Below are 23,065 nucleotides of genomic sequence, written 5' to 3' on the forward strand. Positions count from 1 at the left end.
AATGACGATAAAATATTGCTACGGGATGACATTTTAATTCTAAAAAAATACAGGCCATGAAAATTTTAAAGCTTTTTATTTTTATACTTCTCATTTTTAAAAATTTGTATGCTTTAAGCATAGGCACGAACGAACAACAAGCAATTTTAGAATGCGAAGAGATAGCTGATAAAAAAACTTTGATAAATGCATGGTATGTAAATGAGCCTTATCAATACTTAATTGCTGCTTCAAACGGTCATACTACCGTTTCCGGTATGGATATAGAATTAATTAACGCTATTGCTGCAAAAATAGGTATAAATATTGAGTACAATCAAGATAGCTGGTATCAAGATCAATTAGATATTCAAAGCGGCCATGCCGACATGACAGCAGGAGCTACTTATACTACTGAGAGCAGTAACTACGCTTATTTTTCAAAGCCTTATCGTCTTGAAGAACTGTCATTATTTATTATTGAACCACTTGCCAAAAAGTTAAATTTCCAAAATGTTAATGAACTAACAGCACAAATACGTCTATTTAATCTTCAGTTAGGAATAGTGAAAGGTACTGTATACGTAGATCCTAAATTTACGGAGTTTTTATATAATGAGAAAAATCAAGATATAATTAGAATATATCAAAATAATATGGAATTGATAAACGGAATAATCAAGAAAGAAATTGACGGTTTCATTAGTGATCGCATTGTCGGTGCCGTTAATATTTCAGGAAGAACAATAGACAGGAATATATTAGAAGTTCCCTTAAATATTAAAACTCCTCTACATTTAATGTTTAGCAAAAAAACTGTATCTTTAAATATAGTTGAACAATTTAATTTTGTTATAGATGGTTTTCTTGCAAATAACGAGTATAAAAAAATTATTAAGACATACATATATCATATTCTATTGCCTAAATCTATAGATTCTCGTTGGTGCCATATAGGTTTACTTGGTTGCCTTGCTTTTGCTTTTTCGGGAATTATTTTGAGCAGCAGAAAAAATAGTACTTTATTTGGTACATTTTTATTTGCGGTATTACCGTCTGTTAGTAGCTGTATAATGCTAGATTTAATAGTAAACCATGATACCGGACATTTAAACTGCTATTTTACTCCTTCTTATTTCTATTACATATTTGTAGTAGTTTTACTCGGTTTTACAATTATTAAATTATTCAGCTATTATAATAAATTGCTGAAGATAATTATTGAGAACAATCATTAAATAATATAGTAATTCTGACAAGCAACTTTTATAATTATAGGAGTTGCAATGGTTATTATTCACAAAATTGAGCCTCTAAGTTTTTGGGGACCGTTTTTTGCTTTCATTACGGCTAATTGCGGTGCAATATTACGAGATTTTATTATGAAAGAAAATTCAATTAAGAGGATACTAAGAGGAGTTAGTATTGAAATCACTGTATTATGGGGTATAGCTTTTAGCGTATTATTAGATATGTATAGTAGTAATCCAAATTATCATACAATAAAATATTCAATGAGTATAGTAATTTCCAGAGCATTTATTACTAGTCTCTTAGTTTATCATTTTGGTTTTCTTGAGTGGCGATCCCGTAATGAAAAATTAGAAGATATAGAAAAACAAACATGAAGATAGCTACTTGGAATATTAATTCCATAAAAACAAGACTTAATTTATTGCGTAATTTTTTATCTAAAGAAAATCCGGATATTTTATTATTGCAAGAAATAAAATGCGAAACCACAAAATTTCCTTTTGATGCATTATCCGATCTACCTTATAATTCTTATGTTCACGGACAAAAATCATATAACGGCGTTGCTATAATTTCCAAATTTCCTGCCGATGAAATAATTAAGGATTTTCCGAATAATTACTGCAGTGATCAAGCAAGATTCTTAGAAATAAAATTATCATTACCTATAGGGTTTTGTAATATAATCTCGCTCTATGCCCCTAACGGTTCATTTGTCGGTAGCGATAAATTTGTAGCAAAACTAGCATTTTATGATAATTTTATCAATTATCTATCAACTAAAAAATCTTTTGATGAAAAAACTATCATAGGCGGTGATTTCAATATTGCACCGTTCGATATAGACGTATATTCACCTAAGCTACTGGCTGAAATTACTTGTTTTACTGAGGTTGAACAAAAAAAATTACGCACTATTCTAAATTCCGGATTTGAGGATTTGTACAGATTAATGCATCCGAGTAAACAAGAATTTTCATGGTGGGATTACAGAGCCGGATGTTTTGAACAAAATAAAGGTATGAGGATTGATATGATTCTTGGTTGTAATAATACTATTGACTATTTAGAAAATTGCTATATGGATTATAATTTAAGGACTCAAGAAAAACCTTCAGATCATATACCTGTAATTGCGAGTTTTAAGGGATAGTCAATGTGGAATGTTGCTATCTTAGGATGCCGTATGTCATTCCCGCGTAGGCGGGAGTCCAAAAAAATAGCTTTAATATTGATATAGAAGTTACATAATTTGATAAAATAACCATATAAAAACAAGTTTTTATATGATTTTAATGGATTCCCGCCTACGCGGGAATGACATAGACCACTTTTTAAAAATAAATATATGTCTCCAAAATTCATGACATTTTACGAAAAATATATGACGATTGTCGGTACAATCGGCAATTTTATGTTTTATGTACAGGCTCATAAGATTTTCACCTGCCAATCTTCGGCTTCTGTTTCTATGCCCGCCTTTACTATAAGCGCTATTGCTCTTTGTAGTTGGCTTATATACGGCATATTAATAAAAAATACACCTATTATAATAGCAAATATAGTAGGTTTTATCGGGGCATTATTAGTTCTCTTAACTATAATAATATATTAATAATGACTAAGAAAATCATTACTTTAATTGGTCGTCCGAATGTAGGCAAATCAACGCTTTTCAACAGATTAAGCATACGTAAAAAAGCTATCGTTCACAATTTGCCAGGCGTCACTAGAGATAGAAAATATACAGACGGCAAAATCGGCTCTTTTGAATTTTTGTTAATTGATACCCCAGGACTTGACGAGAATCCTAATAGTATGGGAGAGAGGTTAATGGAGCAGACTACTAAAGCAATTTTAGAGGCAGATTTAATTTGCTTTATGGTTGACGGTAGAAGCGGAATATTACCTGATGATAAGCTACTTAGTAGTTTTGTTAGAAAATATAATAAGCCTGCTATATTGGTAGTTAATAAATGTGAGAAAGCTTTTGATTTTGATAAAGAGTACTACAAATTAGGGTTTGATAGTATGATGGCTATCTCTGCCGAGCATGGCACAGGCTTAATTGATTTATATGACGAAATTATTGCCAAGTTACCTGAAGAAGAATCAATCGAGACAAATATAGCCGATCCAATTAAAGGAGATTGTTTGCAGGTAGTAGTTAGTGGCAGACCTAACGCCGGAAAATCTACTTTTATAAACGCTCTTATTAATGATGAAAGATTATTAACCGGTCCTGAAGCCGGCATTACTCGTGAATCAATTGAAATTGATTGGCAATATAAAAATAATCATATTAAATTGATTGATACGGCAGGACTCCGCAAGAAATCTACTATTACAGAATCTTTAGAAAAATTATCGGCATCGGATACTATTAACAGTATTAAATTTGCTAATACCGTAATCTTAATGATTGATGCTTTAGCTCCTTTAAAACAGCAAGATTTAAATATTGCAAGCCATGTGGTAAATGAAGGAAGAAGTATAGTTATAGTAGTGAATAAATGGGATTTAGTTAAAGAATCCGAAAAAGAAACATTTCAGGAAGAATTTTATTATCAGATAAATACTCATTTGCCTCAGGTTAAAGGTATCCCCGTTCTATTCATTTCAGCAATAAATAAACAAAATATTGAACAAGTGCTAGATGCTTGTCTTAAAATTTATAAAATTTGGAATAAGAAAATAACTACTAGCAAATTAAATGAATGGCTTAATTTTACTACGGAAGCACATCCACTGCCTTTACAAAAAGGCGGCAGAAGAGTGCGTGTAAAATATATGACTCAAACAAAAACCCGCCCCCCTACTTTCAAGCTATTCTCCAATAATCCGGAAAAAATTACCGATAGCTATACTAGGTATTTAGTAAACAAGATGCGTGAGGCTTTTGACATGCCGGGCGTTCCTATTAGATTCATTTACGTCAAAACTAAAAACCCGTATGTGTAGTTTAAAATTAATTAATAACAGTTTAGTTATTAGCACCGAAAAATCTGAATTAGATATATTACTAGATAATATTACTGATTCTAATTGTCATCATGAATTATTAAGTAATAATAAGACTAAAGGTAATGAAATATGGTAACTTATATACTTTAACCAAGCTGTAAATTAGATAAGTTCGCTATTCCAACTACACTTATTTTTTCTGTTTTTTTATATGTATTATTCCCGGCGGTAACAATATATAAATGTTCTAACTGCAAATCGGCAAGAACGGTATGCATTAATTTAGTAATACTAGGAGCATCAGCATTTTTTACTTCAAAGCCGTATTTCTTACCATTCTTAATAATTAATAAATCTAATTCTGCTCCTGTTTGCGTTCGCCAAAAAAAATACTCTGTATCCGTTTTAAATTTACGTATTAACTCCTCTATTACAAACCCTTCAAATGAAAGACCGCGTTTTGGATGAACATACCAATCATGTTCGTGAATCCCTAATAATGCATGTAGTATTCCGCTATCTCGTATATAGACTTTCGGTGCTTTCACTTGACGTTTTGAGATATTTTCATACCAAGGTTTTAATAACCGAATCATAAAAGTTTTCTCTAATATTTCAGTATAACGTTTGATAGTCATATCCGTTAAACCGAGCGACCTTCCAAGCTCGCTATAATTTAATAATTGCCCATGATTATGAGCAAGCATCATCCATAACTGCCTCATTACATGTGCATTAAGAGATATTCCTAAACTAGGCAAATCACGCTCGATAAAACTAGTGATGTAGCTATTACGCCACCTAAGACTTTGGACATAATTTTTTGCTAAATATGATTTAGGAAAACCACCTCTTAACCATAACTCCCTAAAATCATTTATCTCTATTAAATTGAACGGAGTAAGCTCCGTATATTCAATACGGCCGGCTAATGATTCTGAAGATTGTCGCAATAATTCTCCAGAAGCACTACCTAATATTAAAAATTTTTTGTTTGAACAGTCAGCAAGAACTCTTAAATAAGGAAAAATTTCAGGTTGTCTTTGAATTTCATCAATTACTATTAAACCGTTTAAAGGCTCAAGAGTTGTTTTAAGATTCTTAAATTGATCTAAGTGAGTCGGATCCTCAAGGTCAAAAAAGTAGCTCTTTTCATCTTCTTTAAGCTGTTTAATATAAGCGTGAGCTAAAGTAGTTTTACCACATTGCCTTGGACCGAGAATGGTACAAATAGGAAATATCTCAAGGGCACCTGTGATATGTGTTAGATAATAATTTCTTTCTATCATCCTTGTAATTTCATAACGACACTTTGAATTTACAATATAATTTTAATCAAATAATAGCAAGATGTTTCTAGGTCCTGTGCACTTTTGATTAATGATTATAATTATGAGATATTTTTAAGCGAAAATTAATAAGATTTTTGAAGGAATAGTTATGCATATTTCAAAAAAATTTTATAATTTCCAGCTAAAAAGAGCCATAATTATGATTATTCTATTACAAAGTGCACAGGACCTAGGCTCCTCTACCGGATTTTCTTATCTCTCTTTGTCTTTCTTCTAATACCTTACTTATATGCGGTCCTACCGCTTCTTTATCTTTACTAAACTTACTTTTTCCTAAATTAACTATAGTTTCTGCTACTACTCCTAGCACTTTTGGGTCTGATAATAATTTTAACGCCAGCAATATAATTTTACCGTATTCATGTTTGCTAAATTTATCGGCAATTTGAATTAATTCAGGTGCATGTTTACCGGCTATCTTTACTAATTTTTTACCATCTAATTTTAATTTTTGACCCTTAGGTGTTTTATTTCAAAACTCATCTACAACCAGTCCTAAACTACTTGCATGTTTTGTTAATAGTTCAGGAAGGTCTTTTTCAATTATTTTGCTTATTTCCGGATTATGGTTTTTAATTTGTATCAAAGGACTAATCAATTCCTTTACCTCTTTTACCTTTTCTTCTTTTGATTTCTCTTCCTTTGGAAGTGGCTTAATTAACTGAAATTTTTGTATTATATCAGCAACTTTATCGCTACCGGCAAGAACGAGGCTTGCAAGTTTAGTAATTGACGGCAGAGCATCTTTTAAAAAAGGCGTAGATGCATCTAATGCCCTATGCTCCGGATCTTTCCCTTGTGAATGCTATTCTTTCTGTTACTTTAGGATGCTTTAAAACACTAAATATCGCGGTAATTCTTTTTCTAAAACAGGAGATAAATTATCAATAATTTTTTTGGCATTTTCAACTAACTCTACTATTTGAGGTTTTTTGCCTTTTAATAACTCTTTTTTAGTTTCAGTATCTAACCCTTCCATATTTAGGTTAATTTTAGTCCAACGCTGATTTTCTTTAAGCTGACTATAAGCTTTTATAGCTGAAGGAGTACTTTCAATTAATTTTTCGCTAGAATTTACAAGTAGTGCTACTGTATTTAATTCAGGTTTAGCGATTTTTTGTGCTTTATTATTTATTATATTTTCCGTAATTTGAACTAACCCCTTTTGATTATCAGGATTTTTTAAAATTGTACTAACTCGTGATTAAGAAGGGGTTTTACTTTGTATGAAGTAATAATGTCATGTATATTTTTAATATAGCACCTTGAGATGACGCGTTTTTTTGTTTAATATTCTTATATATTTCTTGTACTTTTGGGTTTAAATCGCTTTCTAGTGCTTTAGATATTAAACCTACTCCTAGTGTAGATAATTCTCTGATAAATTTAGGACTTATTTTGTCTAATACATTTGTTTTTTCTGTTTCGGAAGTTTGAAAGTTTTTTGTTATTTTGCTAAACCTCTTATTTAAAATAGGCGTGAGAAGATATGGGATAACTTTAGACTGTAAAAGAGTTTCTTTTGAACTATTGGATATAATTTCGGAATGTAAAACAGAAGCACATTTTTTTATAAGCGATTCTGCATCTGCTATCATCTTGCAACCAGCTTCAATAGAACCTACACTAGTGGTAGCACTTCTCGCTTTTCTGAGGTTATTAAGCTCCAGTGCAAGATCAGGTAAAACTTGAGAAGCCTCCCAGGTAAACTGCAATGCACTAGGAACATTCCCGACTGCTTGGATAACACTTTGTATTATACCTAAATTATCTCTATTAAGATCTAGATATCTTTTATTTAACTCATCATATTTTTTGTTACCTGTTTCAGCTCCAAGAGCTAAATATCCAACTTGAACCCACGAAAGGTTTTTATATTCTTCATCAAGCTGTCGCCTTATATTATCAATGGATTCCTGCTCTTGCCTTTGGTTTTTAGATATTTAAATACCTTTATATAATTTAAAGGTTTATAAAATTTTACTTTTTAATTTTTGTTAATTTTAAAAGTCATGGTTATCTTGCAATGGTTTTTTACTATAATTTTTCATTTACTGGTAAATCCATACTAACCTCTCTACACAATAAAACGATATTCTCCATTACCTGAAGATCTATATCCGGGTTGTTATACTCTTTATTTTTCTGAATCCAGTTGTAATAGTAAGGGTCAGGCCATAATTCCATGATTTTCGGTAAAAATTTTTGCTGTATAGTACCGACATTATACTCGCGTTTTAAAACTTCAGCCGGCATTCACCCTACATCACCGATAAAATATATTTCTGAGAAATGCAAAATCGATTTAATATTATTATCGGGATCTATATGGATTTATAATATTCACGTTGTACATCATTAAACAATTTCACTACTATAAGTGGTTTATCGAGATGTTTTTCTATACTTACTAAAGCTATATTTTCTAAGTTTTCGGGGCATTGAACAATTTTATCTAAAGCCATTAATTTTTCAAACCCTTCCTCTCCTATTTTTTCTTTTAGGTCTCTTTTATATTTTTGTTCTTTATCTGAAGGAAATACTAATTTTTTACAATCAACCAAAAAAGGAGTAGTAATAGGATATTTAATAACTAAATCTTTTAGTTTCATAATAATAAATTTCTTAATATATAAGGCTATACTATTAATAATTTTTATATGTCAAATAATATCCTCTAGGCTATCTAGGTCATGCTTTACCAATCGTAACAACTTCGCTTCAGGGCTTAGATTTTTCACGGCCCATTTTTTAATCCAAGGTTCGGCAAGCTGCCACATATTAACATTACCATCTAACTGTCTGCCTATCCCTTCCACCATTATTAAAGTCTTTTGCAATAGCAACAACTCCGGTTGTACTTCCATGCCGAAATCTTCCGTGATTTTAAATAAATGTGCAAGCAGCTTACCTATGGAAATATTTTTTATGGGCGTCCCTACTATAGGCTCGGTAACTGCTCTACAACTTTGAGCGAATAAATCTAAGTCGGTATTTGATGGGATGTAGCCGGCTCTTAAATGTACTTTAGCAACTAATTTATAATCACGCCTTAAAAAGCCAAATAGACTTTCGGCAACGGCTAAACGATCTTTTTCTTTAAGTCTGCCCATAATACCGAAATCAAGTAAAATTATCTTACCTTGCTTATTCACTAAAATATTCCCTGCATGTAAATCAGCATGAAAAAATCCGTCTCTATAGGCTTGATTGAAAAACATTACGGCAAAATCCTGAGATATTTTTGCAGGCTCTAACCCCATTTCCTTTAGTAGCAAAGTATCATATATAGAAGTGCCGTCTAACCACTCGGTGGTTAGTATATTTTCTGATGTTAAATCCCAATATATTTTAGGGATTATCACGTTAATATCATTTCGCATATTATCCGTAAGCTCAGAAGCTGCTGCCGCCTCTAAACGTAAATCAAGCTCAAATTTCATAGTTTCATGAAATTTATCGACTACTTTAATCGGTTTTAGCCTTTTTGCTTTAGAAAATTTTGAGATAATTTTTGCAAGAAAATATAACAGCTTAATATCTCTGTTATATTTTTTATGAATGTCCGGACGCAAAATTTTTACCGCAACATATTCACCGGTTATAAGTTGTGCTTTATGTACCTGCGAAATTGATGCGGCAGCGATGGGGGTATCGTCGAGGTGTAAGAAAGGGAGGGCGTCATGACTCACAGTCGTAGACTGCGTGGCAATCTTTTGTTGGCTTGCTGAGATTGCTTCGTCGACATAAATGTCTCCTCGCAATGACGTTATCAACCTTCTAGCCACCCCACCATCAAACGGAGGTAGCTTATCTTGCAGTAATCTTAAATAACCTGCTATCTCTGCTCCTACTAAATCGGCTCTTGTCGAAAGAGTTTGTCCGAATTTTATATAAATAGGTCCAAGATCACTTAAACAATCTATTAAGCGTTTGCCGTAATCTTCCCGTGATTTTTTTATTAACGAGACCGGAGCAAAAAATAAGGCTAATATATAACCGATAAACCTGAAATATTTAGGGCTTCTTGAATCAATTAAGATTTGCTTTTTACTGATGATACGAAAAATACGTATTAAATTAAAAAAATTACTTATCATCTATTATATACTCCGAAGTAAAATAAAGAGTAGTATACGAAGCTCAACTTCAAAAAGAGCAAGGAGTTCACAAGTCGAGGAGCGGATCGTATACTTAATACGTGAGTACCGCAGATCTTGTAGAACGACGTAGCCAATTTTTGAAGTTCATCGAGTATACGCACTGTGGATAGCAACTATTCCGCCACTTAGATTTTTATAACCGACCTCCTCAAAACCGGCGTCTTTAATCATTATTCTAAACTCGTCTTGTGAGGGGAATAAATCTATACTTTCGACCAAATATTCATATGCCTCTTTATTACCCGCTATCATTTGACCAATACTCGGTATAATATTAAATGAGTAGAATTTATAGAAATCTTTTATGTACCCTTCCTTTACTTTTGAAAACTCAAGACATATAAACTTGCCCATTGGCTTTAAAACCCTACATGCTTCCTTTAAAGCCTTATTTATATCAGGTACGTTTCTAATACCGAATGCTATAGTATAATAATCAAAACTATCATCCGGAAACGGTAGTTCTTCAGCACTTGCTACAGTAAATTTAAGATTTTGAAATAAATTCAGATCTATTGCTTTTTTCTTAGCTTGCTTTAACATTTCTTCATTAATATCACTTAAAGTTAAAGAGATATTATTAACTCTATCTCTTGCTTTTTTAGCAAGTTTTAAAGCAATATCACCGCTACCACTAGCAACATCTAATATATGAGAGTTAAGATTTGGAATTTGCCTAATAAATTCATCTTTCCATAAGCGATGTAATCCCAAACTCATTAAGTCATTCATTAAATCATACTTATCAGCGACATTAGAAAAAACGTTATTTACTAAACCTTGTTTTTTAGTGTAGTCTACTTTTTTAAGGCCAAAATTTGTTTGGTTCATAGTTTTTTATTATAAATATTAGTATCAAATGCCGGAACTTCCTGAAGTAGAAACTCTTAAAAACTCTCTAAAAGATAAGCTAATCGGGCTTATTATAGAAAATGTAGAGTTAAAAAGAGATAATTTACGTTATAAGCTATCCCCACTTTTAGCTACAGAAATCTTAAATACTAATATACTGGATGTTAGGCGTCGTGCAAAATATTTAATTATAGATTTTAATAATGATTATTCTTTAATAGTTCATCTAGGCATGAGCGGTAGATTTACTCTGCAATCTGCTAATTATAAAACTCAAAAACACGATCATGTGATTTTTGATTTAAGTAACGGCGAAAAGTTAATTTTCAACGATACTAGACGATTCGGTATGATTTATAGTTTTAAGACTGATCTCTTAGAAAAAGAATTTTTTAATGATTTAGGCATAGAGCCTTTTTCTGATTTATTGACGTTAGAATATCTAAAAGATAAGCTACAAACTAAAAAAATACCGATAAAAAACTTGATTATGGATAATAGAGTTATAGTCGGAGTCGGTAATATCTATGCTTCCGAAAGTCTTCATTTAGCTAGAATTCATCCGGATAAATCAGGTAGCGATTTAAGGGATGATGAAATAGAAAATTTAATTAAATCGATTAGAGATGTGTTAACTAAAGCTATCACTGCCGGCGGTACTACTCTTAAAGATTTTGTAAACGGCGATAACAAACCTGGTTATTTTACTCAGCAATTTACAGTTTACGGTAGAGAGGGACAAAGTTGTTTAAGCTGCTCTAGCACTATTATCAAGACAAAACACTCAGGCAGAAGTACTTTTTATTGTAAAACTTGCCAATATAGTTAATTCACTTGACATATTTTTTAAAACTATTTATAAAGCTCTTTATTATTTATTAAATTAATAGTTGTAAAATATATGAAAGTAGACTCCTTGCATAACCTATCTTATAAAGAGGAGTTTGAAGGAGACACGAAACGCAGCACCGCAGCATACAAAAAGGTAAGTGAGGATGCGAGTATTGGATCGACGTATATCGCAGATACTTCAAAAGTTGGAAGTCAAATAAGTGGTGAGCCTGCACAGCGTATAACAATACGTGAGCACAGGCAAATCCCGAAATTTAACGTACCAAAAATCTTGAAGTATCAAAGGTATACAAATTACCTTTAGAAGGAGATTATGCAAGGAGTCTAATAAAGCCGGTGATTATGGGCAGGAGGTAACGGTAAAAGACTATGGCCTTTGTCATCTAAGGATAAACCGAAACAGTTTAAAAAAATATTGAGTGATCTAACTTTAAAAACTTCAGCAAACATTAAACCGAAATAAATTTTTAGGACAACCTACTATTATTACTTCCAAAAAATATGAATCAATCACTAAAGAACAAGCAACAGAAATAGATGTAGAAATAGCATTAATTACCGAGCCTTTACAAAAAAATACTGCCGTTTGTGCCATTATTACGACATTATCGGCTAAAGCACAAGGATTTGATATTGTAGTGTTACTACCTTCAGACCATCATATAGCGGATGATATAAATTATCTTAATACTATAAATAAAGCTTTACATTATGTTAATGAATTCGGCATTTGCACTATAGGTATTCCTATAAATGTTATAAGCGCCGAGTATGGCTATATAAACACAGGATTATCAATTGCAGAAAATGTTTATCTAGTTAATCATTTCATTGAAAAACCTATATTAGAGCAAGCAAACAAACATTTTAAGTAATGAATATTTTTGGAATTCAGGAATTTGTGTATACGATGTTAACTTCTTCTTAAACTTAGCAATGAACCTTCAACCTGATTTATTCTGTATTGCAGAAAAAGCATTTAATACTGTCGTAAAAAATGAGAATAGTTTGGCAATAGACAATGAGGCTTATAATGAAATCGCAGCAATTTCTATAGACAATGCCATAATGGAATATATTTCGGGAATGGTCATGATAAAAGCCGATTTTGCTTGGAACGATCTTGGTACTTGGCATTCCTTATTACAGGTAAAACACCGGAATATAAACGATAATTATTGCGAGGGAAACGTACAAGCAATACTACAAACTCTTTCATTAGTTCTAATAATAAATTAACTACCGTAGTAGGTCTTGACAATGTCATAATTATCGATACTATGAACGGTCTTTTGGTTGCCGATAAATCAAAAATGAATGAAATCAAAGAATTAGTAATGAAAATAGAGCAAAATTAAAATGAATGATCTAGAGAAAGCTAAAATCCTATTTACTGCTCCTTTTAACGGAAAATCTGATTCATCACCGAATTATGAAATATATGAAAAAGCTTTTCTAAATAATATTTTATCTTCTGAAGAAATAAAATTAGAAACTATGAAGGGAAATAACGAAGCTTGTTATATTCTTGCTAAAACTTACGAAATAATTAATCGTAACCCCCAAGATGAATATAACTCTATGTTATTAACATTGATTGGAAGTAAATTAGGAAATACAGAATGTACACAGCTTGTTTATTCATAATCCTATAAAATATACAAGCTTTGAATCTACTGTTAACAATTTTATTCAAGACTATCTTTTGATGATGCTATATTATCAGCTGCTTACTCCGATACTTTAAATACTTCAATGTTAGGAGACTCAAATTATAATAATATGTATAACCTTGGTTGAACACCGCTAATATTCAAGGCTATTGACATAGCGTTATTGCTTATATATCCTATTTTTATGAGTTTAAACCTCATCATTCAAATATAGCTAATCTTATAAACTTCAGAAATCTGTAAGTTATAGGAACAACTTAGTAATAAAGCGGTTCATTTTAGTTGAGTTACAACATGGAAAATACTACAGAAGAACAAATAATAATATCTGAAGTCAAAAATGATGAAGACATAGATGAAGAAGAGAAAAGGTTAAAAGCAGAAGATTCACGAAAGCAACTTAAAGCAATACTAATAACATTTGGTATTATTTTGACCGGTTTTTTAACTTTTACTTATTTCTTTTTTAATTACATAGAAGAAAAAGCGGAAGAATACAAACAACAGCAACAACAAGAAATTCAAAAAACTAATAAGAGTTGAATACTAGATTACCACACTTCTCCTTTAATTATGATCTTGTTGTATGGCTGCGATATCATTCCAGCAAGGCATTGTTGCGTGGATACCACCCCGTCATTGCGAGCGACTGAAAGGAGCGTGACAATCCAGAAAAAATAACAAAAAAATGCTGTAAATCAGCATTTTTCACTGAATTGCTGCGTCAATTACTTACGTAATTTCCTCGCAATGACGGAAAAAACAATCCACGCAGGCAATGCCCGCTCGTAATGACTATTTTTATACTGCCTTAAGTTTAGATTGCTTGAAATTAGTTTTATCAAAATCATAGATAAAATCTTTGATAATAGGCACTATAAACTGTTTAAATTTACTTCCGCTAAATACCCCGTAATGCCCTGCTCCTTTTTGTAAATGGTATCTTTTCATTGATTCTAGGTATATTTGAACAAAGGTTTAAAGCAGCTTTTGTGTGCCCTACCGCTGCAATATCATCTAATTCCCCTTCAACACCGCATAAAGCACATTTAGTAAGTATGTTTTAAATCGATCGGACGTTTCTCAGAAACTAATTTACCTCTTGCTAACGAAAATTGTTGGAATACTTCATCTATAGTTTGTAAGTAAAACCCTACCGGCATATCCATACCTGCTAAATACTCATCATAAAATTTAATAGTATGATCGGCTTTTTTATAATCAGAATTTAATAAACTTTGCCATAATTCTAAATATGAATCTATATGACGAAATAAGTTTAAACTCATAAAGCCGGCAAGTTGGAGGAAGCCGGGATATACTTTGTCTACCATGTCCGGGATAGTTTGGCGGCACCTGCATTGTAACCATTTGGCAGAACCATTCTAAACTTTTACTTTGAGCGAATTCATTAACTGCCGTGGGATTTTTTCTAGCATCTATAGGGCCACCCATCAAAATCATCGAACTCGGCACATTTGGACTATTACTCTCCGACATTAAGCTAATGGCGGCAAGCAGTGGAACAGTAGGTTGGCAAACTGCCATAGTGTGAACATGCGGTCCTATAAAATTGATAAACTCCATTACGTAATCAATATAATCATCCATATCAAAATACCCTACTTCAAGCAGCACATAACTGGCTTCCGTCCAATCTGTAATATAAATATCGGTATACGGTAATAATTCTTGTACTGTTGTTCTAAGTAAAGTAGCGTGATGTCCCGCCATGTGTGTTACTATTAATAATTGAGGTAATTCTTTTTTTAAACCTATTTTCTGAAAATGCCTTAGTTCACAAAAAGACTTTTTTAGTATAACTTTTTCATTAATGTTACAGGTTTTATCATCAATAATTGTTTCAAGGATATTAAGGGTTTTTCATATTTTCTAGTCATGCGTTCACAAAGCGTTAAATAAGCATGCATAATTCTTGCAAAACCGTTATCTTCTAATGACTCATGTTCATATGCTTCTTTTAGAATTCTGATACCTAAATGCATTGGAGCAATTTGTGCTCTAAGCCCCTCTAACATATAATATGTATAATTAGTACTTAAATCACAGTTAATCATAATTTATCCACAAATTTAAAAATAATTAATATAAGTTTAGTTTAACACTAAAAATTTCTCAGTACATTAATTTTAGGATTCACGGCTTAAATTTTTATTCTCTTCTGCTAACCTATTAGCCATATTCCAATCTATTTCCGGTCTTTCTCTAGCAGGAATTGATATTTTACTATCTTCAGGATTTTCTATATCTACTAAAATAAATCCTATACCATGCCTAGTATCATTTTATCTACTTTCAATTAAATCAGTAGCAACTAAATAACCATAACGTGCCCATGAGGAATTTGATAAAGCCTGAAAAAAAGATTCTCGTAAATTACTACGATTGATAATTTTTTTTGCTTCAAAAGACCAAAGCTTTGCTTGTTTTCCTGCATAATATTTAGCACAATCTTTAATTAGTGAACTCCACTTTTCATTAAGAACTTCCATACCTACCCAATCTGGGTGTAACCATTTATTATTACCTTTAGTTCCTTGTTTATTTGAAGAAAAATTATGCTTAATAGGCATATTATGAATCTTCAATTTGTTTTGAAGATATAATGCAAGTGCATCACATACTTACACTGCGGTTATTTTATCTTCTTTATTTGCATTTATTGTAGGTTCTGTGGTTTGTTCATTATTGACACAGTAATCAGGGTTTTGCGAATAATAAAACTTTAGCTTAGGTTTTAGCTCTATTCTAATATTAGGTTCTTGTCTTCGTTCAGCAAAAAGCTTACTACTGCTAATTTCACCTGCATCAATTCCTATAATCTCCTTATCTTTTTCTTCTTGAGTCTTTGCTTCTAACAATCTCTTATTTGTACTTGCATTTGCTTTGAGTCTTGCTTCGTCAATGTGATTTTCTACAAGCCATTCAGCTATGCCATAAGAGGTAAATTTCTGATCTTCATGTGCTTTTAAAAAACCAATGATGGCATTTTTGCGATTAAATTCCATATCAAATATACTAATAATTGAAATACTATAAAATATACATATTATTTTAAAAATTTCAACTTTAAATTATCAAACTTGATGTTTTTATAAAGTATTATTTATATATTTTTCAAATTTAGAAAATAATGTTTTGAAGTTATGAGTAGTAACATTTGCTACTTCTTTTGATGTTATATTTTTGAGTTCGGCAACTTTTTCAGCAACATACCTAACAAATGCCGGTTCGTTTTGTTTGCCGCGCATAGGCGTAGGAGCTAAGTAAGGAGTGTCGGTTTCTATTAATAACCTATCAAGCGGTATATATTTGACTATTTCTTGTAAATCAGTAGCATTCTTGAAAGTTATAATCCCTGACATTGAAATATATAAACCGATATCTAGCATTTTTGCCGCCAGATTTTTTGAAGAGGTAAAGCAATGTATTAAACCTGGAAATTTGCTGTTACGCATTTCTGAGGTTAAAATGTCAATAGTATCTTCGTCTGCTTCTCTTGTATGAACAATAACAGGCAGGCGTGTACTAGACGCCGCATGTATATGTGCTACAAACGAATCTTTTTGTAATTTTTGATCGTAAGGCTGATGATAATAATCAAGCCCCGTTTCACCGATTCCGATAATTTTCGGATGCTGGGTTAGCATAATAATTGCCTCAGCATCTGAGTTCGGAAAGACGTAGTCTTGACGTAGCAATCTTGTCCAAGCTTCCTGAGATTGCCACAGCACTTGCAATGCTTCGCAATGACTAATAAAAGAATTCACTTCACACGGATGCACCCCAACACTCGCAAAAACATTTTCATATTTTTCAGCTATCTCTAAAATAATAGGTAAATCTTCAATTTTAGTGCAGATAGTTTGCATATACTGCACATTATTTTCTAATGCTCTTTGAATGACAGAATCTAAAAGCACTGCGTCATACCATGGCTTGACTACGGTATCTAGAAAACAACTAATATTAGTTGTTTTAATACCCTCACTGGATCTCGCGATCGCATCGCGGGATGACAAGTTACTACGTAAATTAAGATGACAATGTGAATCTATTAACATATTATACTCTTAGTAGGTGTGCCATACTGCGGTCTCGCCACGATATGACACACTATTCAAATTTTGGAAATATTATAGTAGGTTCTAAAATATTGCTACCCGCTGTTAAAGTATAATCACGTATTAAATGCTTAAATAGACGTTCTTCTTTATTTACCCCTAACTGATCAAGCATTTTATTTGCTGAACTCGGTATAAAAGGCAGAAGCATTATCGCAATATAGCGTAAAACTTCTAGTAAAGCGTATAACACTTCTAACGTTTTATCTGGATCGGTTTTTTTCAAATTCCAGGGTGCTGCGCTATCAATATAGATATTTGCCTCTTCGGCCAAATTAATAATATTTTCAAGAATTTTATTAATCTCTGTTTTGTCCATCAATAAAATATTCTGCTCGACAAATTTACTTGCGGTTTTTAAAATCGGTAGCTCATATATTTTATCTATAACACCTTGCGTAAGCAAAGGCACTTTGGCATCATTATTCTTATAAACAAAAGATGTAGTACGCTGTAATAAATTACCTATTTTGTTTGACAACTCGCTATTAATACGGGTAATTAAATTACTACGAGCAAAATTGCCGTCCGCACCAAAAGTTACTTCACGCATCAGAAAATACCTAACTTGATCAACACCGAATTCATCAATTAACTTAATCGGATCAATGGTATTACCAAGAGATTTAGAGATTTTCCGCCCCTCATGTGTCCACCAGCCATGAACCATAATTGTTTTCGGCAGCGGAACTTCTGCAGCCATTAAGAAAGCAGGCCAATAGACGGCATGAAAACGCAAGATATCTTTACCGACTACATGTAAATCAGCCGGCCAAAACTTACCGTAATTACTTTGTTCGTCAGGATAACCGAGTGCTGAAATATAATTAGCCAGTGCATCAAGCCAAACATAAATTATATGTTTTTCATTGTTTGACACTTTTATTCCCCAGTTAAAAGTAGTACGCGATACCGATAAATCTTTTAAACCCGATTTAACAAAGCTAATTACTTCGTTACGCCTTGATATAGGTCTGATAAAATCAGGGTTTGCTTCATAAAACTCAAGCAATTTATCCTGCCATTTTGAAAGATTAAAGAAATAGCTAGGCTCTTTAACCCATTCAACTGGAGCACCCGTCGGTGCTAAACCGTCACTCGTAAGTTCCGACTCATCAAAAAAAGCCTCATCTCGCACTGCATACCACCCTTCATAAAAACCTTCATAAATAGTACCGTTATCTAGTAATTTCTGCCAAAAAACAGCTACAGCTTCTTTATGCCTGTGTTCCGTTGTTCTGATAAAATCATCATTGGAAATATGCATAGCAGTCATCAGATGACGAAAACTCTCGGATGTTTGATCGGTAAATTTTTGTGGGTCAATATTTTTATTAATAGCTGCTTTTTCTACTTTCTGCCCATGTTCGTCAGTACCTGTTAAAAACATTACATCGAAACCTCGAAGTCGCATGAAACGAGCGATTACGTCACTTGCAACGCTAGTATAAGCATGACCGATATGGGGAACATCGTTAACGTAATATATAGGGGTAGTAATGTAGTAAGTATTGTTCATAAATGCTTTTTTATTAACTCATGTACTTCAAGTGGACTTAAATCTAAAGTTTTAATTGTTTTTATTCTCTCAGGAAATCTATTACTTAATTCTTTAAAGCAATCATAGATTTTTTTATAAAAATCTATACCTCTTATGTCAAATTTATTGCTCATATTTCGTGAATTGACTCTCTTAATAGCAGTATCCGGCTCTACGTCAATAAAAAACGTAATATCCGGCATAAGAGAAGGCATTAAAGTTTTGTGCAGATTATAAACTAAATCTATGCCGTTTTCTAGCTCTAATCCTTGATAACATGCAGTTGAGTCAATAAACCTATCACATATTACAATATGTCCCTCTTGTAGAGCTGGTATAATTTTCCGTACCATATGATCATAACGTGCTGCCATAACTTGTAATAGCTCGGACGTGGGTAGTAATTCTTCATGTACTAGAATTTCACGCATTTTTTCGGCTACAATAGTACCACCAACTTCACGAGTTAAAATAACGGGAATATTTTGAGATTGTAAATATTCATAGAGCATTTGAGATTGAGTAGATTTGCCTATCCCTTCCCCTCCCTCAAATGTAATAAACTTTCCTTGTTTCAAATTATTCATTCATTACAATTACTTTAAGCTATAACTTTATAATCATATCTCTTAAAAAAATATTTACAAGAAAGATTACATACTTATATACTCCTACAAAATGAAGAGCTGTTATACGAAGATCAACTTGGGAAAGAGTAATCGGTCTGTAAGCCGAGGAGTGGAGAGTATATTAAACGTTCAGCATCCGAGGACTTACAAAGACATTGTCACCAATGTTCCAAGTTCATCGAGTATAATTTATTATAAATTTTAAATTATTAATATATGAATAATTCATTAAGTAAAAGGGATTTTTCGATCCTAATCGGTAATGCGATGGATCATTTCGATACTGCACTTTATGGGTTTCTTGCTCCGCTACTTGCTGGTATTTTTTTTCCGAATCATGATAAAGTCATTGCTTTAATACTTACCTATAGTGTTCTTGCTACGTCTTTATTTACACGTCCCATAGGCTCTTATTTTTTTGGCGTAATTGCTAAAAAATACGGCGGTGTTTTTGCTTTATCTTACTCTTTAATCGGCGTTGCTTTAACAACTAGCCTAATCGGTTTAATACCTTCACATGCTCAAATAGGCTGGCTTGCACCGCTATTATTAGTGTTGCTTAAAACGTTGCAAGGAGTATATTCCGAGGGTGAATGTGCCATTGCTAAATTATTTATTTTAGAGAATAAAGAAGAAAAAAAAGCGTTTAAAGCTTCTTACCTTTATCAAACATCTACTATGGTCGGTATTATTCTTGCTTCATTTATCAGTACTATAGTTTTAAATGTAGAGTATAATACATATTGGCGTTTATGTTTCATATTTGGCGGGCTTACAACATTGATAGGTTATTTTTTAAGAAAGAGCGAGGATATTGTAGTAAAGCCCTCATTGTCACCCCGCGGCTTGATCGCGGGATCCAAGAAAAAAGATAAAATTACTTTACGTAATTTTTGGATACTGTGGTCAAGCCACGGTATGACACCTAGGTCCTTTCCTCGCAATGACGTAGTATCATCACTATTACAAGACTTAACTACAATTTGGAACTGTAAACTAAGTATCTTACGCATTAGTTTTGCCATAGGTTTCTCATATATGACTTATATAGTGCCTTTCGTCTTTATGAATAGTTTTATTCCGCTTATCACTGATATATCACTCGAAATAATGATAAAATTTAATACTGAGTTTCTAATTTTTGATATGATTATGATTCCGATAATAGGGCATCTAACAAAAAAGTTACATTACCTTAAAATACTAAACGGTACTCTTATTTTAATGAGTTTAAGCATAATTCCTTTATGGCTCTGCTTGAATAATTCATCTATATGGTATGTTAATTTTGTACGTATTTGGATTATAATACTCGGTATCGGGTTCTTGGCACCTTTAAACTGCTGGCTAAATGATTTATTTAAAACTGCCGATAAATATATGTTAGTCGGTATTGGCAGTAGTATAGGTGCTTCATTAATCGGACGTCTTACTCCGTCAATCTGCCTAATGCTATGGTACGTAACCGGCAACTCTTTATCAATTGCGGTTTATATAACCGCAATATCGATGGCAACTTTATGGGCTGTTAGAGGAGTTGTTGCACGGGTCAATGTCATTCCTGCGAAAGCAGGAATCCAGTAAAACATATAAAAATTAAATTCTTATATGTTTTTTACTAGAAATGTAATACTTACAGCAATATTAATGTTATTTTTATGGATTCCTGCTTTCGCAGGAATGACATCAAGAACATTATCTAATCCCTAACAAGACTGTGATTAGGACAAGAATTTAATAAAACACCATACTCAAAACTAATCCGATATAATTATTAGCTCTGAATCTTGTCATACAATTGGCAGGATTTTCAATATCAAGAGTTGCTACTTGCAATATCAGTAAAATTAAAGCAGCTAAAATAGGTAAATAGTCGATATTATGGTTAGCCATTTTTGTTGCTAGAATAAATAACAATATAAAACCTATATAACATATATAAAGCCAAAGCTTAGAATGCTTGTTCTCTAAATATATACTTAACGATTTCACTCCTATTTTCTTATCATCTTTTATATCCATATATCCGTAAATCGTATCATAACCGATGGCCCAAAAACAGCATGCTAAATACATAATAATCGCTGCTATATCAAGTGTATCCTGAACTGCCGCATAAGCTATTAAGGCCCCTAGCTTAAAGGTAAATCCCAAAAAGATTTGCGGGAAATAAGTAATACGTTTCATTAACGGGTATAGGCTAATCATTATTACCGCAAAAAAACCTGTATATATGGCTGTTTTGTTTAAAAGTAGCAAAATACAAAGTGAGATAACGCTAAGAATAAAGAGTATCAAAATAGCATAAGAAACAGATAAAGCCTTGCTAGCTAAAGGTCGCTCTTTAGTCCTTGCGACATGCTTATCAAATTTTCTATCAAATATATCGTTAATAATACACCCGCTACTTCTAGCTGTTATACTACCTAAAATAAATAACGGTAATAAATGTATTAACTCCGTTCTTGAAGGGTTTGCAAGCAGTAGCCCAAATAAAGCAGGGAAAAAAACCAGCAAATAAGCTACCAGCTTATCTGCACGCATTAATTTTAAAGTAAGTAAAAGTTTGTCTAGAATTAGCATATTAAACTTTAAATTTAAATATGGATATTATAGATAATTTAAGATAAAATACGCCACGAAATAAAGCTACTAGATTTTTATGGCTAAAAAATTAAAACATGATTCATTAGTAAAAATAATAATGAACAACCCGGTAGTAGCACAAGAATTTTTGGAATATTATTTACCCGATGATTTTAAGAGTTTAGTAGATTTATCAAAAATAACGGTAGAACAAGAAAGCTACATTGAGGAATCTTTAAATAAGCAATATAGTAATATAACATATAAAATTAGCACCAATAATAAAGAAGAAGCATTTGTTTATGTATTAGTAGAGGCCCAATCAACAATTGATTATTGGACGGCTTTGCGGTTATGGAAATATACACTATTATTATGTAAAAGACATAAGCAAGGAAAGGATAAATTGCCGCTAGTTTATAATTTAGTTATTTACAACGGTAAAGAAATTTATAATGCTCCAAGAAATCTGTGGAGTTTATTTACTGATAGTGTGATGGCAAAGAAATTAATGGCGGAAGATTATCAATTAGTAGATTTTAAGCTATGACAGATGATGAAATCGTCAAGAAAAAACATTTAGGTATGCTAGAATATATGATGCAGCATATCCATATGCAGGATATGATAAAACTATGGGAGAAATTTTTAACAGAGTTTAAGCATATTATAATATTGGATAAAGAAAAAGGTTATATTTACCTAAGATCGTTCTTATGGTATAATGACGCAAAATTATCAAAACAAAAACAACCGGAATTAGTAGAAGTATTGGATACACATCTATTACCACAAGATAAGGATACTATTATGAAAACTATCGCTGATACATATAGAGATGAAGGAAAGGTGCAGGGTATTGAGATAGGCAAAGCTGAGGGCGAACATAATAAGGCAGTAATTATAGCGAAGGAAATGTTCAGTCAGGCTTTAAAATTCCTGTTATTGCCAAAATTATAGGTCTTCAAGAAACTTTTGTTCGCTCAAAAGTAATTAATCATGCAAGCACCACTTGCACAAATCCTAAATATCCATATCCTCCCAAAGAAAAGCATCTATTGTCATAATCACATATA

29 protein-coding genes and 3 pseudogenes are annotated in these 23,065 nt (G+C 32.2%); 16 read left to right on the forward strand and 16 right to left on the reverse strand.

The window, feature by feature from the left end; translation table 11 throughout:
• Positions 1-56: 56 nt before the first annotated feature.
• The 6 genes from MCI_RS07430 (at position 57) to MCI_RS08890 (ending at position 4,333) form a co-directional block, all read left to right on the forward strand.
• Positions 57-1,217, forward strand: a complete 1,161-nt coding sequence (locus MCI_RS07430; RefSeq protein WP_232202698.1) for a transporter substrate-binding domain-containing protein — start codon at positions 57-59, stop codon at positions 1,215-1,217.
• A 48-nt stretch (positions 1,218-1,265) separates the two neighbouring features.
• Entirely contained in the window at positions 1,266-1,607 is a 342-nt protein-coding gene (locus MCI_RS09530; protein WP_232202699.1) for a hypothetical protein, read from the forward strand.
• The gene (gene xth / locus MCI_RS02295) at positions 1,604-2,386 is read left to right on the forward strand and encodes an exodeoxyribonuclease III (protein WP_014409498.1); all 783 of its coding nucleotides are present in this window, start codon (positions 1,604-1,606) and stop codon (positions 2,384-2,386) included. The genes MCI_RS09530 and xth overlap by 4 nt, the downstream gene beginning before the upstream one ends.
• Before the next feature lie 195 nt (positions 2,387-2,581).
• Positions 2,582-2,848 carry a SemiSWEET family sugar transporter gene (locus tag MCI_RS02300; protein ID WP_010977607.1) on the forward strand — a complete coding sequence of 89 codons (267 nt, stop codon included), beginning with the start codon at positions 2,582-2,584 and terminating at the stop codon, positions 2,846-2,848.
• Positions 2,849-2,850: 2 nt separating this feature from the next.
• The gene (gene der / locus MCI_RS02305) at positions 2,851-4,194 is read left to right on the forward strand and encodes a ribosome biogenesis GTPase Der (RefSeq protein ID WP_014409499.1); all 1,344 of its coding nucleotides are present in this window, start codon (positions 2,851-2,853) and stop codon (positions 4,192-4,194) included.
• Positions 4,187-4,333, forward strand: coding sequence for a hypothetical protein (locus MCI_RS08890; protein ID WP_014409500.1), 147 nt, complete (start codon positions 4,187-4,189; stop codon positions 4,331-4,333). Before der ends, MCI_RS08890 begins: the two co-directional genes overlap by 8 nt.
• 10 nt (positions 4,334-4,343) lie before the next feature.
• On the opposite strand, the gene MCI_RS02310 is transcribed toward MCI_RS08890, so the two are convergent.
• The 8 genes from MCI_RS02310 to ubiE all read right to left on the reverse strand — a co-directional run bounded on the left by MCI_RS02310 (position 4,344) and on the right by ubiE (position 10,543).
• Complete coding sequence (locus MCI_RS02310; protein WP_014409501.1) at positions 4,344-5,486, reverse strand: ATP-binding protein; 1,143 nt, start codon at positions 5,484-5,486, stop codon at positions 4,344-4,346.
• Between the two features lie 232 nt (positions 5,487-5,718).
• A complete protein-coding gene (locus tag MCI_RS08895; RefSeq protein ID WP_198002876.1) occupies positions 5,719-5,892 on the reverse strand; it encodes a hypothetical protein in 174 nt (57 codons plus the stop codon).
• Positions 5,893-6,381: 489 nt separating this feature from the next.
• Positions 6,382-6,528 (reverse strand): hypothetical protein, encoded by a 147-nt coding sequence (locus tag MCI_RS09535; protein WP_232202700.1) that lies wholly within the window; start codon positions 6,526-6,528, stop codon positions 6,382-6,384.
• 238 nt (positions 6,529-6,766) lie between these two features.
• On the reverse strand, positions 6,767-7,264 hold the full coding sequence (locus MCI_RS09540) for a hypothetical protein (RefSeq protein WP_232202701.1): 498 nt from the start codon (positions 7,262-7,264) through the stop codon (positions 6,767-6,769).
• 322 nt (positions 7,265-7,586) lie between these two features.
• Positions 7,587-7,805 (reverse strand): hypothetical protein, encoded by a 219-nt coding sequence (locus MCI_RS02325; protein WP_014409502.1) that lies wholly within the window; start codon positions 7,803-7,805, stop codon positions 7,587-7,589.
• A gap of 68 nt (positions 7,806-7,873) precedes the next feature.
• A complete protein-coding gene (locus MCI_RS02330) occupies positions 7,874-8,161 on the reverse strand; it encodes a hypothetical protein (protein WP_014409503.1) in 288 nt (95 codons plus the stop codon).
• 51 nt (positions 8,162-8,212) lie between these two features.
• Complete coding sequence (ubiB, locus tag MCI_RS02335; protein WP_014409504.1) at positions 8,213-9,649, reverse strand: 2-polyprenylphenol 6-hydroxylase; 1,437 nt, start codon at positions 9,647-9,649, stop codon at positions 8,213-8,215.
• Between the two features lie 147 nt (positions 9,650-9,796).
• Entirely contained in the window at positions 9,797-10,543 is a 747-nt protein-coding gene (ubiE, locus tag MCI_RS02340) for a bifunctional demethylmenaquinone methyltransferase/2-methoxy-6-polyprenyl-1,4-benzoquinol methylase UbiE (RefSeq protein WP_014409505.1), read from the reverse strand.
• A 28-nt stretch (positions 10,544-10,571) separates the two neighbouring features.
• Here ubiE and mutM point away from each other — a divergent pair, with 28 nt between their 5' ends.
• The 3 genes from mutM (at position 10,572) to MCI_RS10220 (ending at position 11,879) form a co-directional block, all read left to right on the forward strand.
• Positions 10,572-11,393 (forward strand): bifunctional DNA-formamidopyrimidine glycosylase/DNA-(apurinic or apyrimidinic site) lyase, encoded by an 822-nt coding sequence (mutM, locus tag MCI_RS02345; RefSeq protein WP_014409506.1) that lies wholly within the window; start codon positions 10,572-10,574, stop codon positions 11,391-11,393.
• A gap of 72 nt (positions 11,394-11,465) precedes the next feature.
• Complete coding sequence (locus MCI_RS08425) at positions 11,466-11,720, forward strand: palindromic element RPE1 domain-containing protein (protein ID WP_014409507.1); 255 nt, start codon at positions 11,466-11,468, stop codon at positions 11,718-11,720.
• A 72-nt stretch (positions 11,721-11,792) separates the two neighbouring features.
• A complete protein-coding gene (locus MCI_RS10220; protein WP_269479132.1) occupies positions 11,793-11,879 on the forward strand; it encodes a hypothetical protein in 87 nt (28 codons plus the stop codon).
• Here MCI_RS10220 and MCI_RS10225 read toward each other — a convergent pair.
• Positions 11,856-12,011: a hypothetical protein gene (locus MCI_RS10225; protein ID WP_014409508.1), complete on the reverse strand. Its 156-nt coding sequence runs from the start codon at positions 12,009-12,011 to the stop codon at positions 11,856-11,858. The two genes, MCI_RS10220 and MCI_RS10225, sit on opposite strands and share 24 nt — an antisense overlap.
• Here MCI_RS10225 and MCI_RS10230 point away from each other — a divergent pair.
• From MCI_RS10230 to MCI_RS02370, 5 genes and pseudogenes are all read left to right on the forward strand, one after another.
• A pseudogene (locus MCI_RS10230) lies at positions 11,947-12,291 on the forward strand (sugar phosphate nucleotidyltransferase); the annotation flags it as partial. The gene MCI_RS10225 and the pseudogene MCI_RS10230 sit on opposite strands and share 65 nt — an antisense overlap.
• Before the next feature lie 22 nt (positions 12,292-12,313).
• Positions 12,314-12,655, forward strand: coding sequence for a hypothetical protein (locus MCI_RS10235; protein WP_156794962.1), 342 nt, complete (start codon positions 12,314-12,316; stop codon positions 12,653-12,655).
• Positions 12,595-12,774 carry a hypothetical protein gene (locus tag MCI_RS10630; RefSeq protein WP_156794963.1) on the forward strand — a complete coding sequence of 60 codons (180 nt, stop codon included), beginning with the start codon at positions 12,595-12,597 and terminating at the stop codon, positions 12,772-12,774. The genes MCI_RS10235 and MCI_RS10630 overlap by 61 nt, the downstream gene beginning before the upstream one ends.
• A 1-nt stretch (position 12,775) precedes the next feature.
• A complete protein-coding gene (locus MCI_RS08910; RefSeq protein ID WP_014409510.1) occupies positions 12,776-13,063 on the forward strand; it encodes a hypothetical protein in 288 nt (95 codons plus the stop codon).
• Between the two features lie 320 nt (positions 13,064-13,383).
• On the forward strand, positions 13,384-13,632 hold the full coding sequence (locus MCI_RS02370; RefSeq protein ID WP_014409511.1) for a hypothetical protein: 249 nt from the start codon (positions 13,384-13,386) through the stop codon (positions 13,630-13,632).
• Positions 13,633-13,890: 258 nt separating this feature from the next.
• Here the strand turns inward: MCI_RS02370 and phaZ are convergent.
• The 6 genes and pseudogenes from phaZ to tmk form a co-directional block, all read right to left on the reverse strand.
• Positions 13,891-15,167 (reverse strand): annotated as a pseudogene (gene phaZ, locus MCI_RS10475) (polyhydroxyalkanoate depolymerase).
• A 228-nt stretch (positions 15,168-15,395) separates the two neighbouring features.
• Entirely contained in the window at positions 15,396-15,683 is a 288-nt protein-coding gene (locus tag MCI_RS09570) for a hypothetical protein (RefSeq protein WP_050982537.1), read from the reverse strand.
• Between the two features lie 51 nt (positions 15,684-15,734).
• Positions 15,735-16,118, reverse strand: coding sequence for a hypothetical protein (locus MCI_RS09575; RefSeq protein WP_050982539.1), 384 nt, complete (start codon positions 16,116-16,118; stop codon positions 15,735-15,737).
• Between the two features lie 84 nt (positions 16,119-16,202).
• Positions 16,203-17,174, reverse strand: coding sequence for a TatD family hydrolase (locus MCI_RS02390; protein WP_014409512.1), 972 nt, complete (start codon positions 17,172-17,174; stop codon positions 16,203-16,205).
• Between the two features lie 52 nt (positions 17,175-17,226).
• Positions 17,227-18,753, reverse strand: coding sequence for a methionine--tRNA ligase (gene metG / locus MCI_RS02395; RefSeq protein WP_014409513.1), 1,527 nt, complete (start codon positions 18,751-18,753; stop codon positions 17,227-17,229).
• Entirely contained in the window at positions 18,750-19,361 is a 612-nt protein-coding gene (tmk, locus tag MCI_RS02400; RefSeq protein WP_014409514.1) for a dTMP kinase, read from the reverse strand. The genes metG and tmk overlap by 4 nt, the downstream gene beginning before the upstream one ends.
• Before the next feature lie 258 nt (positions 19,362-19,619).
• Here tmk and MCI_RS02405 point away from each other — a divergent pair, with 258 nt between their 5' ends.
• On the forward strand, positions 19,620-20,987 hold the full coding sequence (locus tag MCI_RS02405; RefSeq protein WP_014409515.1) for an MFS transporter: 1,368 nt from the start codon (positions 19,620-19,622) through the stop codon (positions 20,985-20,987).
• A 150-nt stretch (positions 20,988-21,137) separates the two neighbouring features.
• On the opposite strand, the gene ubiA is transcribed toward MCI_RS02405, so the two are convergent.
• Positions 21,138-21,986, reverse strand: a complete 849-nt coding sequence (ubiA, locus tag MCI_RS02410) for a 4-hydroxybenzoate octaprenyltransferase (RefSeq protein ID WP_014409516.1) — start codon at positions 21,984-21,986, stop codon at positions 21,138-21,140.
• A gap of 79 nt (positions 21,987-22,065) precedes the next feature.
• Between ubiA and MCI_RS02415 the strand changes: the two are divergent.
• A pseudogene (locus MCI_RS02415) lies at positions 22,066-23,056 on the forward strand (Rpn family recombination-promoting nuclease/putative transposase).
• Positions 23,057-23,065 lie beyond the last annotated feature (9 nt).

This window comes from Rickettsia montanensis str. OSU 85-930, from assembly GCF_000284175.1.
Classification (GTDB): domain Bacteria; phylum Pseudomonadota; class Alphaproteobacteria; order Rickettsiales; family Rickettsiaceae; genus Rickettsia; species Rickettsia rickettsii.

Coding starts and splice junctions, on each gene's coding strand:
- MCI_RS07430 (WP_232202698.1), top strand. CDS start 57: ATGAAAATTTTAAAGCTTTTTATTTTTATACTTCTCATTTTTAAAAAT.
- MCI_RS09530 (WP_232202699.1), top strand. CDS start 1,266: ATGGTTATTATTCACAAAATTGAGCCTCTAAGTTTTTGGGGACCGTTT.
- xth (WP_014409498.1), top strand. CDS start 1,604: ATGAAGATAGCTACTTGGAATATTAATTCCATAAAAACAAGACTTAAT.
- MCI_RS02300 (WP_010977607.1), top strand. CDS start 2,582: ATGTCTCCAAAATTCATGACATTTTACGAAAAATATATGACGATTGTC.
- der (WP_014409499.1), top strand. CDS start 2,851: ATGACTAAGAAAATCATTACTTTAATTGGTCGTCCGAATGTAGGCAAA.
- MCI_RS08890 (WP_014409500.1), top strand. CDS start 4,187: ATGTGTAGTTTAAAATTAATTAATAACAGTTTAGTTATTAGCACCGAA.
- MCI_RS02310 (WP_014409501.1), bottom strand. CDS start 5,486: ATGATAGAAAGAAATTATTATCTAACACATATCACAGGTGCCCTTGAG.
- MCI_RS09535 (WP_232202700.1), bottom strand. CDS start 6,528: ATGGAAGGGTTAGATACTGAAACTAAAAAAGAGTTATTAAAAGGCAAA.
- MCI_RS02325 (WP_014409502.1), bottom strand. CDS start 7,805: ATGCCGGCTGAAGTTTTAAAACGCGAGTATAATGTCGGTACTATACAG.
- MCI_RS02330 (WP_014409503.1), bottom strand. CDS start 8,161: ATGAAACTAAAAGATTTAGTTATTAAATATCCTATTACTACTCCTTTT.
- ubiB (WP_014409504.1), bottom strand. CDS start 9,649: ATGATAAGTAATTTTTTTAATTTAATACGTATTTTTCGTATCATCAGT.
- ubiE (WP_014409505.1), bottom strand. CDS start 10,543: ATGAACCAAACAAATTTTGGCCTTAAAAAAGTAGACTACACTAAAAAA.
- mutM (WP_014409506.1), top strand. CDS start 10,572: ATGCCGGAACTTCCTGAAGTAGAAACTCTTAAAAACTCTCTAAAAGAT.
- MCI_RS08425 (WP_014409507.1), top strand. CDS start 11,466: ATGAAAGTAGACTCCTTGCATAACCTATCTTATAAAGAGGAGTTTGAA.
- MCI_RS10225 (WP_014409508.1), bottom strand. CDS start 12,011: ATGGCACAAACGGCAGTATTTTTTTGTAAAGGCTCGGTAATTAATGCT.
- MCI_RS08910 (WP_014409510.1), top strand. CDS start 12,776: ATGAATGATCTAGAGAAAGCTAAAATCCTATTTACTGCTCCTTTTAAC.
- MCI_RS02370 (WP_014409511.1), top strand. CDS start 13,384: ATGGAAAATACTACAGAAGAACAAATAATAATATCTGAAGTCAAAAAT.
- MCI_RS09570 (WP_050982537.1), bottom strand. CDS start 15,683: ATGCCTATTAAGCATAATTTTTCTTCAAATAAACAAGGAACTAAAGGT.
- MCI_RS09575 (WP_050982539.1), bottom strand. CDS start 16,118: ATGGAATTTAATCGCAAAAATGCCATCATTGGTTTTTTAAAAGCACAT.
- MCI_RS02390 (WP_014409512.1), bottom strand. CDS start 17,174: ATGTTAATAGATTCACATTGTCATCTTAATTTACGTAGTAACTTGTCA.
- metG (WP_014409513.1), bottom strand. CDS start 18,753: ATGAACAATACTTACTACATTACTACCCCTATATATTACGTTAACGAT.
- tmk (WP_014409514.1), bottom strand. CDS start 19,361: ATGAATAATTTGAAACAAGGAAAGTTTATTACATTTGAGGGAGGGGAA.
- MCI_RS02405 (WP_014409515.1), top strand. CDS start 19,620: ATGAATAATTCATTAAGTAAAAGGGATTTTTCGATCCTAATCGGTAAT.
- ubiA (WP_014409516.1), bottom strand. CDS start 21,986: ATGCTAATTCTAGACAAACTTTTACTTACTTTAAAATTAATGCGTGCA.